Annotated in this window: 13 protein-coding genes and 1 other RNA gene; 7 read left to right on the forward strand and 7 right to left on the reverse strand. The window is 39.7% G+C overall.

All coding sequences use genetic code 11. The annotated features are described in order from the left end of the window. Nucleotides 1-17: 17 nt before the first annotated feature. The gene (locus tag KO513_RS06740; RefSeq protein WP_215912790.1) at nt 18-377 is read right to left on the reverse strand and encodes a DUF1801 domain-containing protein; all 360 of its coding nucleotides are present in this window, start codon (nt 375-377) and stop codon (nt 18-20) included. A gap of 77 nt (nt 378-454) precedes the next feature. Here KO513_RS06740 and KO513_RS06745 point away from each other — a divergent pair, with 77 nt between their 5' ends. Together KO513_RS06745 and KO513_RS06750 are read left to right on the forward strand one after the other, a co-directional pair. Beyond that, on the forward strand, nt 455-1,126 hold the full coding sequence (locus tag KO513_RS06745; protein ID WP_215912791.1) for a DUF1361 domain-containing protein: 672 nt from the start codon (nt 455-457) through the stop codon (nt 1,124-1,126). Nucleotides 1,127-1,194: 68 nt separating this feature from the next. Beyond that, nucleotides 1,195-2,307 (forward strand): Sb-PDE family phosphodiesterase, encoded by a 1,113-nt coding sequence (locus tag KO513_RS06750; RefSeq protein WP_215912792.1) that lies wholly within the window; start codon nt 1,195-1,197, stop codon nt 2,305-2,307. Here the strand turns inward: KO513_RS06750 and KO513_RS06755 are convergent. Together KO513_RS06755 and KO513_RS06760 are read right to left on the reverse strand one after the other, a co-directional pair. Beyond that, nucleotides 2,304-2,573, reverse strand: a complete 270-nt coding sequence (locus KO513_RS06755) for a hypothetical protein (RefSeq protein ID WP_215912793.1) — start codon at nt 2,571-2,573, stop codon at nt 2,304-2,306. The two genes, KO513_RS06750 and KO513_RS06755, sit on opposite strands and share 4 nt — an antisense overlap. Nucleotides 2,574-2,654: 81 nt before the next feature. Next, nucleotides 2,655-3,854: an NAD(P)-dependent oxidoreductase gene (locus KO513_RS06760; protein WP_215912794.1), complete on the reverse strand. Its 1,200-nt coding sequence runs from the start codon at nt 3,852-3,854 to the stop codon at nt 2,655-2,657. Nucleotides 3,855-4,174: 320 nt separating this feature from the next. Between KO513_RS06760 and ssrA the strand changes: the two genes are divergently transcribed. Continuing rightward, nucleotides 4,175-4,572: a transfer-messenger RNA gene (gene ssrA, locus KO513_RS06765) on the forward strand. Nucleotides 4,573-4,626: 54 nt separating this feature from the next. Here the strand turns inward: ssrA and KO513_RS06770 are convergent. After that, nucleotides 4,627-5,373 (reverse strand): arylesterase, encoded by a 747-nt coding sequence (locus tag KO513_RS06770; RefSeq protein WP_215912795.1) that lies wholly within the window; start codon nt 5,371-5,373, stop codon nt 4,627-4,629. A 22-nt stretch (nt 5,374-5,395) separates the two neighbouring features. Here KO513_RS06770 and KO513_RS06775 point away from each other — a divergent pair, with 22 nt between their 5' ends. Together KO513_RS06775 and KO513_RS06780 are read left to right on the forward strand one after the other, a co-directional pair. After that, nucleotides 5,396-6,085: an ABC transporter ATP-binding protein gene (locus KO513_RS06775; protein ID WP_215912796.1), complete on the forward strand. Its 690-nt coding sequence runs from the start codon at nt 5,396-5,398 to the stop codon at nt 6,083-6,085. A 47-nt stretch (nt 6,086-6,132) separates the two neighbouring features. Next, nucleotides 6,133-8,628 carry an ABC transporter permease gene (locus KO513_RS06780; RefSeq protein WP_215913982.1) on the forward strand — a complete coding sequence of 832 codons (2,496 nt, stop codon included), beginning with the start codon at nt 6,133-6,135 and terminating at the stop codon, nt 8,626-8,628. 103 nt (nt 8,629-8,731) lie between these two features. On the opposite strand, the gene KO513_RS06785 is transcribed toward KO513_RS06780, so the two are convergent. The 3 genes from KO513_RS06785 to KO513_RS06795 are packed head-to-tail and all read right to left on the reverse strand — an operon-like array spanning nt 8,732 to nt 12,373. Next, nucleotides 8,732-9,574: an MORN repeat-containing protein gene (locus KO513_RS06785; protein ID WP_215912797.1), complete on the reverse strand. Its 843-nt coding sequence runs from the start codon at nt 9,572-9,574 to the stop codon at nt 8,732-8,734. Nucleotides 9,575-9,605: 31 nt separating this feature from the next. Beyond that, complete coding sequence (locus KO513_RS06790; protein WP_215912798.1) at nt 9,606-10,436, reverse strand: DUF2490 domain-containing protein; 831 nt, start codon at nt 10,434-10,436, stop codon at nt 9,606-9,608. A gap of 2 nt (nt 10,437-10,438) precedes the next feature. After that, nucleotides 10,439-12,373, reverse strand: coding sequence for a hypothetical protein (locus tag KO513_RS06795; RefSeq protein WP_215912799.1), 1,935 nt, complete (start codon nt 12,371-12,373; stop codon nt 10,439-10,441). A gap of 391 nt (nt 12,374-12,764) precedes the next feature. Between KO513_RS06795 and KO513_RS06800 the strand changes: the two genes are divergently transcribed. Next, nucleotides 12,765-13,826: an ATP-grasp domain-containing protein gene (locus tag KO513_RS06800; protein WP_371735450.1), complete on the forward strand. Its 1,062-nt coding sequence runs from the start codon at nt 12,765-12,767 to the stop codon at nt 13,824-13,826. 6 nt (nt 13,827-13,832) lie between these two features. Continuing rightward, nucleotides 13,833-14,504, forward strand: coding sequence for a VOC family protein (locus KO513_RS06805; RefSeq protein ID WP_215912800.1), 672 nt, complete (start codon nt 13,833-13,835; stop codon nt 14,502-14,504). Nucleotides 14,505-14,687: the final 183 nt, after the last annotated feature.

Below are 14,687 nucleotides of genomic sequence, written 5' to 3' on the forward strand. Positions count from 1 at the left end.
TCTGATGTTTTCTTGGTTTACTTATAAAACTTCGCATCCCGCACAGCATATGCCTCTTTCAGCACGTCTTTAAGGACTCTATCGTTTATATCTTCCAAGGAAGTATAGCGCAAAGATTTCATAACCTTGCGTCCTTGGGCAACCATATGCTCTTGGTGTACGGTCAGGTGGGCCGCTTTCCAAAAACCTAGATCAACATAACTTTTGCTCTGATTTAAATAACAAAAAGGTTTCCCATTGATATAATAAAATGGAATTCTATATTTGAACTTTAAATCAACATCGGGAACCGCTCGTTCTATAACCGATTGCAAATGCAATAAGATACTTCTAAAAGGCTCAGGCTTATCAAGAATATAATGTTCTGCTGGGTTCATTGGCAAAAGTTAAGTTCAACAACAACAAATATAACCACCTCCCGTTCTACTTTATAGACTAAATCTTCAGTTTTTTCATGATTATCAGCGCTTTAAAAAACAATTTATTTCATAAGAGATTACTGTTGCTCACTGCATTGGGCACCATACTTCTGGCGTTACGGGTATATTTAACACAATCCATAGATTTTACTTTTTTACTGTGGAATCTGTTTTTGGCGCTTATCCCGCTCTTTCTTTCCAAGCAATTTTTATTCAATGTTCAGGTTGGAAAATCGCGGGCATTACGTATTGTAATCCTAATGTTGTGGATACTTTTTTTACCCAACAGTCCGTATATTATTACAGATTTTGTTCATTTAGATGGCTCAAGACCCACTTTTTGGCTGGATCTTCTATTATTCTTCGTTTTTTCTTTGAACGGATTAATTTTAGGTGTTCTCTCTATGATGGATGTCTTTAGCTACCTTAGAAAACGAAACCATCCTGTCTTGGCCAATGCCATTATGCTATTTGTAAGTTTATTGAGCGGTTATGGTGTTTTTCTTGGTCGTTTCTTACGTTTTAATTCGTGGGATATTGTAACGAAACCTTTGACTTTAGCTCAAAGTCTTTTTGACTCCTTGTTATTAGTTGACGCATGGTTGTGGATTTTTGGTTTCGGAAGTTTTATTTGGGTGTCTTTTTGGGCACTTAAACCGTTCTTACGAGGACACGGTACAACATCCTTAAATAGTTCAAAAATTTAACTTTACTTAATACGGTTTTATAAAGGTTGAAATTGTTGTTGTATATTTTAGCAACATAAACCAACCTCATGAAAAATTTAGCCTTTTTAGTCGTATTCCTTACTCTACAGCACACCTTTTCACAAACACACTCACATGTTGGAGCGCAACCTATGACCTACCCTGATATTGACGGGTACAAAACCTTAAAGACGGATTTACACCAGCACACCGTTTTTTCGGACGGGAATGTTTGGCCCACCATTCGTGTGCAAGAAGCACTACGGGAAAATCTTGATGCCATTTCACTTACCGAGCATCTAGAGTACCAGCCTCATGAAGCGGATATTCCACATCCTAACCGCAACCGTTCCTATGACCTTGCCCTGGCCGAAGCCAAGGAACACAATCTTCTAATTGTTCACGGTTCGGAAATTACACGTTCGGCGCCTGTGGGCCATAATAACGCGATTTTTATTCAAGATGCTAATTTATTGAATGTTGATAAAGCCGAAAAAGCGTTCTCGGAAGCCAAAAAACAGAACGCCTTTGTCTTCTGGAATCACCCGGCCTGGTACGCTCAAAGCCCTAAAGGCACTCCCATTCTAACAGATTTTCAGAAAAAACGCATTAAAAAAGGAGAGTTGCACGGCATTGAGGTCATAAATTCTGTTGATTATTCTGAAGAGGCACTAACCTTGGCGTTAGAAAATAATTTGACGATAATGGGTACAAGTGATATTCACGGACTTATTGACTGGGATTATACCGAAAAAGGAAATCACCGCCCCATTACCTTGGTGTTCGCCAAGGAGAAAAATATGCAAAGCTTGCAAGAAGCCCTTTTTGCAGGCAGGACCGTGGCCGTTTACAATGATTTAATGGTAGGCAAGGCCGAATTCTTAAAACCTCTATTGCAAAATAGTTTAGAGGTGGTAAAGGCCAAATACAGACCAAAATCCCAAATACTGGAAATACAGTTAAAAAACATAACCAGCAGCGATCTGTTGTTTGAAAATGAAATGGAATATACTTTCTATGACAGTTCTCCCGTATTTGAAATACCCGCTGGAGAAACAAAACAATTACTGGTCAAGACGTTGGAAACCAAAACTGAAATACTACTAAAATTAAAAGCGCTAGGCTGTTTTACCGCACCTAGACAACAGCCCATTATTGATTGGAAAATATCCGTAAACTAGTGGCTGGCCAATGCCATCTCCATTTTCTTATTAAAATCCGGTTTAATCTGCTGTAGATACAGAAGCGGAGTGTCATCTGACAAGGTTACTTTCTTAGAAACAAGATCAACATTAAAATGAAAACATGAAAAATCCGAACAGCATTCCATATCAAAATGTGCAATCAAAAACTTAATGATTTTTGGTCGAAACTCGTATTCAAGTTCTATACATAGACGATGTAATTTCTCATCTATTTCACGACCAGCAATCCAATTGAATGTCATAGGTTCTTGTTTTAAGAGCATCACAATATAACAATTATTAACAATACCTTAACAATAAAAAAACTATTTATTTACCCTACATTATGACTCCACATAGTCCGATAAATACTGGTAACGTGGTGTAAGCTTACCATTTTTGGTCATTCTTGCCCGTTCTAACACTCCATCCTTATCTCCATTAAAAAAAGCAGGGATAACATTCTTAACAAATGCCTGTCCAAACCCTTCGCTAGCATCTTGAGGAATTTCGCAAGGTAAATTATCTACCGCCATAACGGCTATGGCCGTATCATTTTTAAAATCGGTTTCAGATTCTGTTTTAGGGTCATACCCGTAAATAGGTTCCGCAATTGTAGAAGGGCGTATGGTGGTTGCCACAGGACCATCTATATCGCAACTTACATCTGCCACCACCTTTATTTTAAAATCTTCTTTTTTAGCATCTTCCCGAGTAAAAAGGTACGGGGCTCCCTGTCCGTAAAAATGTCCGGCAATAAAAAAGTCCGACACTTGGGTAAAACGGAAAAAATTGCTCCTGTACTCTTCTGGGTTGGCAAAAAAGTCGGCTTTATTGCCTCTTACACCGTCTTTTCTTTTATTATAATCCGATGCATCTATTTGGCAGTAAACGGGCTCATTGAACGTTTCTTCTAGATATTCCGTGACATTAACTTTTTTAATATTCATGGCATCTAACATTTCGCGCGCGCCATTACCTACCCTGCCCCTACCGGTTAGAATAATTTTTATGTTAGGAAGGCTAATTTTATGAAGCTCCGCAATCAACTCTTGCTGATTTGCCAAATCCTCTGCTTTTGGCAATTGGTATAAATTGTATTTGAGTCCGTATGTACGTAGTCCGTTATACGCCCCAACAATACCGGCATAACGACCAAAGGCCACCAAACGTTGTTCTTTTTGATTGGTAATTACCTCATGATCGTACAACTCAATATTATTTTTGAGAACCGCACGTAAAAGGTCTCGGTTATAAGGTTGTTTTTTTATGGTGTGCGAGAAGAAAAAATATTTTTTGTTGGGAACCAGGTTTTTAATAGGTACTTCCTTTACCCCTAAAAGTACATCGCACTCTTCCATTTTTGCAGCTACCGTAATGCCTTTTGCTTTATATTCCGCATCCGAAAAAACCCTGATTGGCGACGGTTCTACAATAATTTCCGCTTTTGGCTGATTGGCCAAGACTTTTTGGCAGGCCTCCGGCGATAATACTACACGGCGATCTGGTGGATTTTTACGCTCCCGAATGATTCCAAACTTCATGATAATGGACTTTTATAACTTATGGATAGACTATGGTTTCAAATGTAACTTATGATTGCAGCCTATCAAAACTTTTTTTGGAATACTTTTTGGGGTATCTTTGCCGACCGTGGTAGTTTTTGCTACAAAAAATTTTGCGTTAGGGATAGTAGCGGTTACCCCGCAGGACAAATTTGTTTTTTTTGCAAATTGGGCCTAGGAGTAAAAGCGGATAGCCCGCTCGAACGCACAAATAACGATTACGCCTTTCTTAATTAATTGAGGCAGTTCTTTGAAAATAAAATGAGTTTTGGACAAATGAAAATTTGCCATCTTATTACGGGGCCGACTGGTTTTGACAGCGAGACCAATGGTATTGTAAGCATGTTGAGCGCTGGGGTACAGCTCATTAATATCATACTTCACACTTTTAATTGGCGAAAACAATTACGCTCTTGCCGCATAATCTGAATTATAGTAAGATTTGCCTCGTTCCAACAAGGTTGGAAAGCGAGATGTCTCTGAACAGCCCTTGTTGGCGGCGGTTCATTTAGAGGCACCAGAAAAGTCAACATAAGGTCGTTATTGCTTTGGTAACGGCACCAAAACTTTAAGAAGCTAAGTGTATATTAGGCCGTTTCCGGTCAGGTATGCATCGAAAATTAATCGGGAACTAAACATGTAGAAAGCTCTATTATTGCTTGTTTGGACGAGGGTTCGAATCCCTCCGGCTCCACAAAATTAAAAAACCACCTAAAAGGGTGGTTTTTTAATTATATCTCAGGTGCAACATCTAACTTTTAAGCAAAGGTTGCAAAGTCTCCCATACCGTGTTGGCCACAATTCTATGACCTTCAATGGTAGGATGGATTCCATCGGGCTGATTTAACGCAGCAACACCACCTACATCTTTCAAAATAAAGGGAATAAAACCTATATCATTTTCATCAGCTATATCTATAAAAAGCTGCCTGAATTCCGTGGTGTATTTATCTCCCATATTTGGGGGCAACTGCATACCGGCCAAAATGATTTTGGTATCCGGACTTTTCTCTCGCACTACATCTATTATGCCTTGTAGGTTGGCTCGTGTTTCGGATAAGTCTACTCCGCGTAGGCCGTCATTGGCTCCCAGTTCCAAAACAAAAATATCTATATCCTGCTTTATGACCCAATCAATTCGGCTTCTGCCTCCAGCGGTAGTTTCTCCACTCACCCCTGAATTGATTACGGTATAATCCAAGTTCAAGGAATCAATCTTTTGCTGCACCACTCCAGGATAGGCATCATTGCTATCATCAAGCCCATAACCCGCTGTTATACTATCACCAAAAAACAGAATGCGCTTTGTTTCGGTATCTGCCGTTATGGTTTCTTCTACTTTTTCCGAGGTATTCCCTACCTCAGCCGTCTTTTCCTTTTTTGCATCACCACAAGAAAGTAGAAACAGAGCTATAAAAAAATAACTAAACTTTATGAGTTTCCGCTCCAATGACATTGGCAATTTAGAACGGAAATCTTTATTATGCGGCTTGAACATAAATGGTATTTAAATTAAGATCATGTCAAAGATATTAAAGATTACCGGTTTGGAGCGAACCTATACCAGCGGTAACAAGCAATTAACAGTTTTGCACGACATTACTTTTGATGTTGAGAAAGGACAGACTTTTTCAATCGTAGGACCCTCGGGAAGTGGCAAAACAACCTTACTGGGTTTATGTGCGGGTTTAGATGCGCCAAATGCAGGTTCAGTAGCGTTATGCGGACAGGATTTAAATACCTTAAATGAAGACGAGCGCGCCCAGTTACGTAATAAGGAAGTTGGTTTTATATTTCAGAATTTTCAGTTGTTGCCTACTCTTACGGCTCTGGAAAATGTGAGCGTGCCCCTAGAACTTCAAGGTGCCAAGGACGCAACAGAAAAGAGCAAAAACTTATTGGAAAAAGTGGGCTTAAAAGACCGCTTACACCATTACCCTTCCCAATTATCCGGGGGTGAGCAGCAACGGGTAGCATTGGCAAGAGCTTTTGCCAATTCGCCTACCATCTTATTTGCTGATGAGCCTACGGGAAATCTAGATACGGAAACCGGTGAGAAGGTCATTCAGTTGTTGTTGGACCTGAACAAGGAAAACGGAACCACTTTGGTCATCATTACCCACGATTTAGAATTAGCCAACCGTACGCAACAAATATTGCGACTTAAAGGTGGAAAAATAGTAACCAATCAACCTACTGCTTTAATTTGATGAATTCTAAATCTAACGAAAGTTTACGCACACCTTGGCTTTTTAAAATGGCGTGGCGCGATGCCAAAGCCAGCAAAGTGCGTCTGCTATTATTTATGGCTTCGATTATTCTGGGCATTGCAGCGGTCGTTTCCATACAATTGTTCAGCACCAATTTAAAGGATAATATACAGCGCCAATCAAAAGCGCTGATGGGTGCCGATTTTAAAATAGACTCAAAACAAATTCCTACGAAACGGGCTCAGGCCATTATAGATTCGTTACGGCCCGATGCTTATGAGGTCAACTTTGTATCCATGGTGGTTTTTCCGAAAAATGGTGGCACCAAATTGGTAAAGGTACAGGGCTTGGACGGTAATTTTCCCTTTTACGGAGACATTGATACCGAACCAATAACGGCTGCAGAAACTTACCAAAAGTCGGGCGGCGCATTAGTAGATGCTACATTAATGCTTCAGTTTGATGTACACCCCGGGGATTCCATAAAAATTGGCGAACTGACCATTCCTATTGCAGGGGCATTAAAAGCTATTCCCGGAAGCACGGCCATTTCAAGTTCTGTGGCACCACCGGTGATTATCCCCTATCGCTATATTAAAGCGACCAATCTGTTGCAATTTGGAAGCCGAAAGGAATATCAATATTATTATAAGGTACAAGATACGGTCAATTTAAAGCGACTTCAAGACCAACTGGAACCTGTACTGGAGCTAGAAAATGCGGACCTGGACACGCATACCAGTACTACCAACCGTTTAGGCCGGCGTTATGACAACGTGGGCAAATTCTTGAACCTAGCAGCCTTTATTGCCTTGCTTTTAGGGTGTATTGGTATTGCCAGTTCCGTTCACATCTATATCAAAGAGAAATTAAAGGCCATCGCCGTTTTAAAATGCATGGGGGCTTCAAGACTTCAAAGTTTTCTGATTTTCTTAATTCAGATAGGCGGAATAGGTATTGTTGGAGGTCTTATCGGCTCCTTGATAGGTATTGGTGTTCAAGAGCTATTTCCATACCTGCTTAAGGAATTTTTACCTTTTGACCTTGAAATTACCATTACCGCACAACCGCTGATTATTGGTGTGTTGCTCGGGCTATTTATGTCCGTTTTATTTGCGCTTTTGCCTTTATTGAGAACTTGGTACGTATCACCATTAGATGTACTGCGTGTAGATGAAAATTCATCGCAGGAACCGCAATCCATACGGATGCTGGTGTTCGGGACAATCTTGGTATTCTTGTTCTTATTTTCTTTTTGGTTGATAAAGGATGCGAAATTCGCCTTGGGCTTTGTGGGCGGTACCGTGGTTACATTTGCCGTCTTGGCAGTTGTAGCCCTAATTTTTACCAAGATGGTAAAACGCTTTTTTCCCAAGCATTGGAGCTTTACGGCTCGCCAAAGTTTACTCAACCTTTTTAGGCCGAACAACCAAACGGTTGTATTGGTAGTTGCCATTGGCCTAGGAACCTTTTTAATCAGCACTTTGTATTTTACAAAGGATATTTTGCTGGCAAAGGCAGAAATTGGCCAAACCTCCAAAAATGCGAACATTATTATCTTGGATATACAGCCAAAGCAACGCGATTCCGTAGCAAGGAGTATTAAAGACAAAGGTTTTCCCGTTCTCAAAGACATTCCTTTGGTTACTATGCGCATGCATAACATTAACGGCACATCTGTAAACGAGCTCAGAAAAGATACTACACACCAAATTCGCCGTTGGATATTGAACCACGAATTCAGGACTACCTACCGTGACTCACTTGCGCCTTCCGAGGAATTACTAGAAGGCACCTGGACGCCTGAGGTAAAACAGGGTGAGCCCGTATTCATATCCATTTCCGATAATCTTGCCAGAGACGCAAAACTAAGTATTGGAGACCCCGTTGTTTTTAATGTACAAGGTGTTTTAATGGAAACCACCGTTGGTAGCATACGTGAAGTAGATTGGGCGCAGATGCAGCTTAATTTTTCTGTGGTTTTTCCTAAAGGGGTTCTGGAGCAGGCGCCACAGTTTAATGTTTTTACCAGTAATATCCCGGACGAAAAAGGTTCAGCAATCCTGCAGCGGGATTTGGTCGCTCAATTTCCGAATCTGACCCTTATCGATTTACGCCAAGTTTCTACGCTAATTGAGAACATACTGGACCAAGTATCCTGGGTTATAAACTTTATGGCCTTCTTTAGTATTTTTACAGGTTTAATCGTCCTTATCGGCTCGGTTAGAACTAGTAAATATCAACGTATAAAGGAAAGTGTATTGCTTCGTACTTTGGGCGCCAAGAACAACCAGATTTTAAAGATAAGCGCCCTGGAATATGTATTCCTAGGTTTATTAGGTAGTTTGGTGGGAATTGTACTTGCCTTGATAAGTAGCCTTTGCCTAGCCGTATTTGTCTTTAAGGAGCCTTTTGTACCCTCATTGATACCATTTGTGGTGTTTTTACCAGCAATTACGGTACTGGTATTGGCAATTGGCCTAAGCAATATTAGAACTGTGTTAAGTAGTTCTCCTCTGGAAGTACTCCGAAGAGAATCCTAGTAATGTATTTCAGCCGAAAATAGAGGCCAACAAAAATCCCCGTAAACACTATGTTCATGGGGATTTTTATTTTGTATTAAAGAATCTTTTATCGCTACTCTTCTTACTTATCGTTGATTTCAACCAACTTATCATCACTCCATTCGCCACCGGCGACTAAATCGCCATGGGAGTCAAAGAATTTGCCTGTTCCGCTGCGCTTGTCCTCTTTCCATTGACCGGCATATTTTTCACCATTGGGCCAATAGTACGTTCCAAAACCACTACGTTTGTCATTCTTGTACGTACCAATATAGTATTCGCCGTCAGGCCAGTAAAAAGTACCTTCGCCCTCACGGTTATTGTTTACCCACTGCCCTTCATACCTGCTTCCACTGTCTAAAAGAGCAATGCCGTAGCCATTGGCTTTTCCGTTTTTTACTTTTCCTACGTAGTGCATAAAATTGCCCTTGGCACTTTTAAATTTTAGATATTCCCCAAAAGACCTATCCTTCATTTGGCGCTTTAGACGGGCCAATTGTACCTTTGTTTTTTCCAACGTAAAATTTAGGGAATCGTATTTACGAACCTCATTTGCCGAAGCTATCACTGGTTTCGGCAGACTGTCCAATTCCGCTTTCAAAGAATCTTCTTTTGGTTGAGCTTTGGACTTCGCTTGCGCCAATTTCTGCGCCAATGCAATGCGTAACGGGATTCCCATTTTATTTTCTTCCTTCACTTTTAAAGAAGCGGTATAGGACTCTATTGCTGTATCGTAATTACCCGCTAGAAGCATGGAATCTATCAACGCCAATTTTTCATACTCGCCAAGTTCCTCGGAAATCTGGCCTTGTTGCTCCTGTATTTCTTCCAGTTGCTTACTTAGAGAACTAGACTTGGTAAAATAGAACACGGAACTACCAATAGTTACCGCCAGAATCAAATAGAGAATGATATTCTTTTTCATGGTTTTCTTCATTTTACGTTTTAGATACGCATCAATCGTCCAAATGGATTTCTGGCAATTTGTTTTTAACCCTTCTAAAATCAGGCGAATAGTACATGTGAAAACGTAAGGTCCAAGCCTGCTTGTAATATCCAGCATTGGTAAAATCCTGCCCTTGCGAGTACATTAATCCCGCTGCAAATGTTAACCTTGGTGTGGCAATGTACCCAAAGGTAGTGGTCAATCGCAGGTCTTCCATGGGGCTGCCTACAACTTCCTTTCCACTTTGCATAATCAATTCCGCTTCCGGGGAAACATAAAACGTTTTGGGTTTAAGTTTGTGACTGTTCAACGGTACTTTGGCCCGAAACATATAACGCCATCGGTTTCTAAAGATGTATTCGCTATTTTCTTCGAAACCCTGTGTCCAGCGATGCTCAATTCTGATACGGTGATAGATCATTGCCGAATATAACGGCATGGCAAATTGGTATTGGTGCCAAATACGCCACTCGGGAACTACGTTTCTATCTTCTGAATCTTCATCCGTATTAAAATTTATACGCACTACCCCACCCAAACTAAAATTCACTTTTTTAGAATAGATATACCCAATGGCATGACGGTTATAAATCTGACCAATTTGGCCAATAAACGGTGTATCCTCGGTTTCTTGAAAACGAAAATGGGTCTGTGCATCCCAAAACAAACGTTTCCCTATTCGGATTTTACCATACGTATTCACCCAAACTTTGGTGGTTGGGTCCTTATATTTTGAATACGCAGGTAATTCTACTTTTTCTTCTTCCTGAGCGACTACACTATTGGTTACGACCAATAGAAAAAGTACGAGCCAAATAAAATTGAATTTTCTACTTTCCATTTCTATTTTTCTTTGGCGATTGATTGCTCGTGGAGCAGTTTCATAACTTCTTGCGGATTCTTCTCCTTACGCAACTTGCGTTCTAATTTTTTGGTATCTCCCTCCCTAAGCTTTACCATACGCTTATTGGTATGGGTTATTTGCTCCGTAAGTGGTTTTACCTTTTCACAATTTACTGCTGTAGCTTCTTCTAAAAAATGGGGTATCAATATTTCGTTATAGGCAGAGGTAATACGTTTCTTTACACCTTCTTGCATAACCGTGGCCATAAACGGATTCCAAATGGCATCCTGGTAGAGCTCTTCTATTTCTAGGGATGTATGGGGAAGGTCTCCCAAAACACCTGTCAGCTCGTGTAATTCGGCTAGGCATACCTTTAACTTGTTTCCAAAAGCCAATTTCTTCTCAGGGTTTTTCAACAAAGCATAATCCCCAAGTAACCCATCTGCTAGATTCTTCAAGTTTTTCAACGGAGCTTTATAATCCAGAGTAAGTTCCGGTTGCAATGAATCTATTTTTTGAACCAAACTGTCATTAGCCGCAATCAAATCCTTTTCTAGTCCGTTCAGTGCTTGTAGGCGCGCTTCGTTCGTTAATCTATCGGATAAGGACTCCATAAGCTCTTGCAGGCTGAGTTTGGCGTATTCGGCTATTGCCGCGACCGTTTTAGTGGAGTTCCCGTTAAAATTGAATTCACCTGTATTGGCAAGCACAAAAGTTCTTAGGTTTTGGGCCGTATCCATTACAACTTCAATTTTCGTATTGGGTTTTCCGGAGGGCCACAATTGCTGCATCAATTTAGGAAGCTCCATATATTCCAGAATATCTTCCTCCTTGTACTTTACAAAAGTGCTGAGCGGTTGCAGAAAATCGGCATTTATTTTTTTGACCACTTCATATCTGTACTGTGCATCGGCATCGGAGCGACGTACAATATTCAAGTGACTGTTATTTAAAAGGGTATCACTTATGACTTGCGCAGCTTTGTAGTCTCTTGCTATTTGATTTATGGTCTTCATCTGCAAAGAGTCCAACGCGTAAAACGGAACTTTTACCTTAAAATTGGGAGCAACACTGGCTGGCCCCATTTCATTGAGGATATCATTCAGCTTTTTATAATAACCATTGTTCTTGGACAAAAGTTCGGAAACCCCACCGGAAAAGTCTACTGATCCATTTGAAGAAATTGTAGCTTTCAACAGCTCTAAATAACCAAGGTTTAAAGCTACGACCTTATACGTTTTGTCCGTTCCAAAAACTGGAACCCGATTTGTTAAACCATCCGTTACGGTTATAATTTCTTTTAACACACCCTCTTTAAAAATCCAGTTTTCCGTATCATCTATGGCATTGGCGCTGTAAGATGTCCACTCGTCATGTGCCAGTCCGTTACGTAAAAACCGACCTATAAGTACGGTACTATCATTTTCAATCTGAAAGCTTTGCTGGGGTATTCCGTTTTGAAAATTGATTACACTTTTAAAAAGAGTCTTTTCAACCTCCGAAGATTTTATTTGGTTTACCTCATACGTCCATTTATCGTTAGGTATCCCATTTACAAGCTTCCCTTTAGATTCTTCTTGACGGCCACTTATCAATACCCGGTACTCGTACCCTACCAGTTTGCTTTCACTCTCAGTTTGAAACTCCCCAAACTGAAAATGCCAAGGACCATTGGGCGTGCCCTTGTCAAAATTTCCATCAATAAGAAAAGAGGTATCTTCTTTTTCAACTAAAGCTCCAAGATTGCTACTTTGGAGTTGAAACGTACCATTGTAAAGGGTGTCTTGTCCCTGTACTACATAAGAGTAATTTGCTTTCCCTTCATAGCCTCCCACTTGCAGTGGGCCACTGTACTGCTGCTTCTCTTGACCATAAGACTGGTACAGGAAACCTAGGAAAATAAAAAGAACAAGCCGTTTTTTTAAATAAGTCATCCGGCGTAATTAGGTATTTTATTGGTTAGTCTTCAGGGTAAAATACGGAGCTTACCGCCTTATGGATGTCTGGTCACGGCCTTTTTGACAAATACGGAAGGGAGAACGTCTATTTTTATGGATTCATCAGATATTCAACCACTTCCGTTAGAAAACAGAGTGAACTTGCTTAGTTTCAAACGGATGCAAAAAAACATCAATCACACTTAAACGCTTAATAAAGTCCTCTTTCTTAAGATTATTATCAAGCCCGAATAATTCTGTTAATTCCTTTTTTTACCTTTATCTTTCTAAACTGCCCTAGCCGGTATTTTTACTTTTCCTAAAAAGAAACTATACCAATTGAAGCATACAGGGCAGTGAGTTTACCAACATTTTAAAAGAAAACATCGTGCAGAAAATAGCTATTTTATATCAAGCCAAACTCCCCCCAATTAAAGATGGCGTACAGAAACCCATGAAGCCTGGCGGCTATTCAGATAGTGGGGCAGATATTGCTTGTGAGCTATATAAAAATGGTGTGGAAATTGTAACGCCTGTACCCCGACCCAACATAGAAACAGATTTGGATTGGGTTTTTCCGGACACCAAGGAGGGTATTCAAAAAGCTCTGGATAAGGGTGCCAACACATTTTGGCTGAATACCGTTTTATACAAAGACCATGATGTAACACACTTTTTTAGTCGGGATATCAAGTTTGTAGGACAGCTACCTGAGGAGGTAGATATGTATGATGATAAATTTTTCACGAACGAAATTTTAAGGAAAAACAACATCGCCATTCCAAAGACCCAATTGATTTCAAGTGAAAATTTACCCGATTATTCCCTTGAAATGGATTTTCCTCTGGTCGTTAAACCCTTACGTGGCAGGGGCAGTCAAGGTGTATCTCTAGTAAAAGACCCTAAAGAATTGGACCTAAAACTTAACGAGATTTTCTCAGACGAAGAATATGGCAAGCTTGTGTATGTAGAGGAATTTTTAAATGGTCAGGAAATTACGGTAACGGTAATGCCTCAGGGCACTTATATGATCAATGACCAGGAAGTAAATTACAAGAATCCATGGTGTCTTCCGGCCGTTAAAAGATTTAACCATAAAGACGGTATTGCCCCCTATAACGGGACGGTTGCAGTAATGACAAACAGTAGCGTTCTGGAAGAGGATGAGTTGAATTCAGAAGAAATTCAAAGGGCATACGAGCAATGCGTAAAAGCAGGCGAACTATTAAATATTAAAGCACCCATACGAATAGATTGCCGTGCGGATATAAAGGGGAATTATTTTTTATTCGATTTGAATATGAAACCCAATATGACCGGACCTTCAAGACCCAGCAGACAAAATCAGGATAGTTTGACTTTACTTGCCGCACGAAAAATAGGTTGGAGTTATATAGATTTATTGAGAAATATGCTCAAACAAGCTTGGAAACCCCATAGCCGACTATAATTAACTATGCAGATCAAAGAATTAAAAATATACAGTTCGCATCTTAAAGAACAAACCCACTTTTACACCAATGTTTTAGGGTTAACCGTAGTAAAGCATACTGAAAAGAATGTTGTCTTTCAAATGGGCAAATCAATGCTCAACATAGAATACAAACCAAAAACAACACCCTACCATTTTGCTATAAATATTCCTTCAAACAAGGAAATTGAAGCGTTACAATGGGTAAAATCTAAAGTGGATATATTGATGAATGGCAGCCAAGAAATACAGGATTTTGAATTTTGGAATGCCAAGGCCATTTACTTTTATGATAGCGATCAAAATATAGTTGAGCTTATTGCCCGAAAAAATTTGAACAATTCTTCAGAACAAAAATTTGACACTAATCAGTTAATTGAAATTTCAGAGATAGGTTTGCCAACCAAAAACATTGAAAAAGAATTCATTCAGCTAAATAATATTACTGGCATTGAAATCTACGATGGTGATTTTGACCGATTCTGCGCCATTGGTGACGAAAACGGACTTTTTATATGCATCAACAAAACAATAAAAGATTGGTTCCCGACTAATAACAAGGCCTTTTCTTCCGATTTTGAAATTAAACTAACCGAGAAAGGTAAAACCTACCGAATTACCTATAAGAATGAAAAAATACAGATGATTGAAGGGTAATTTATTAAACCCAGGGTATCTCAATGAAATTAAAAACAACCTCAACATTAAAGTTAAAATCTTTGGTTAAAACAAGTTAACCGATTTTGATTCTTCTAGGTTTTAGTCAGTTTTTAAAGTTTAAGGCCATTTCAATTCTTCAAAAAATACCACTTATACAAAATATAGGTTAGTCCATACAAA

It is taken from the genome of Zobellia sp. B3R18 (assembly GCF_018860715.1).
Taxonomy (GTDB): domain Bacteria; phylum Bacteroidota; class Bacteroidia; order Flavobacteriales; family Flavobacteriaceae; genus Zobellia; species Zobellia russellii.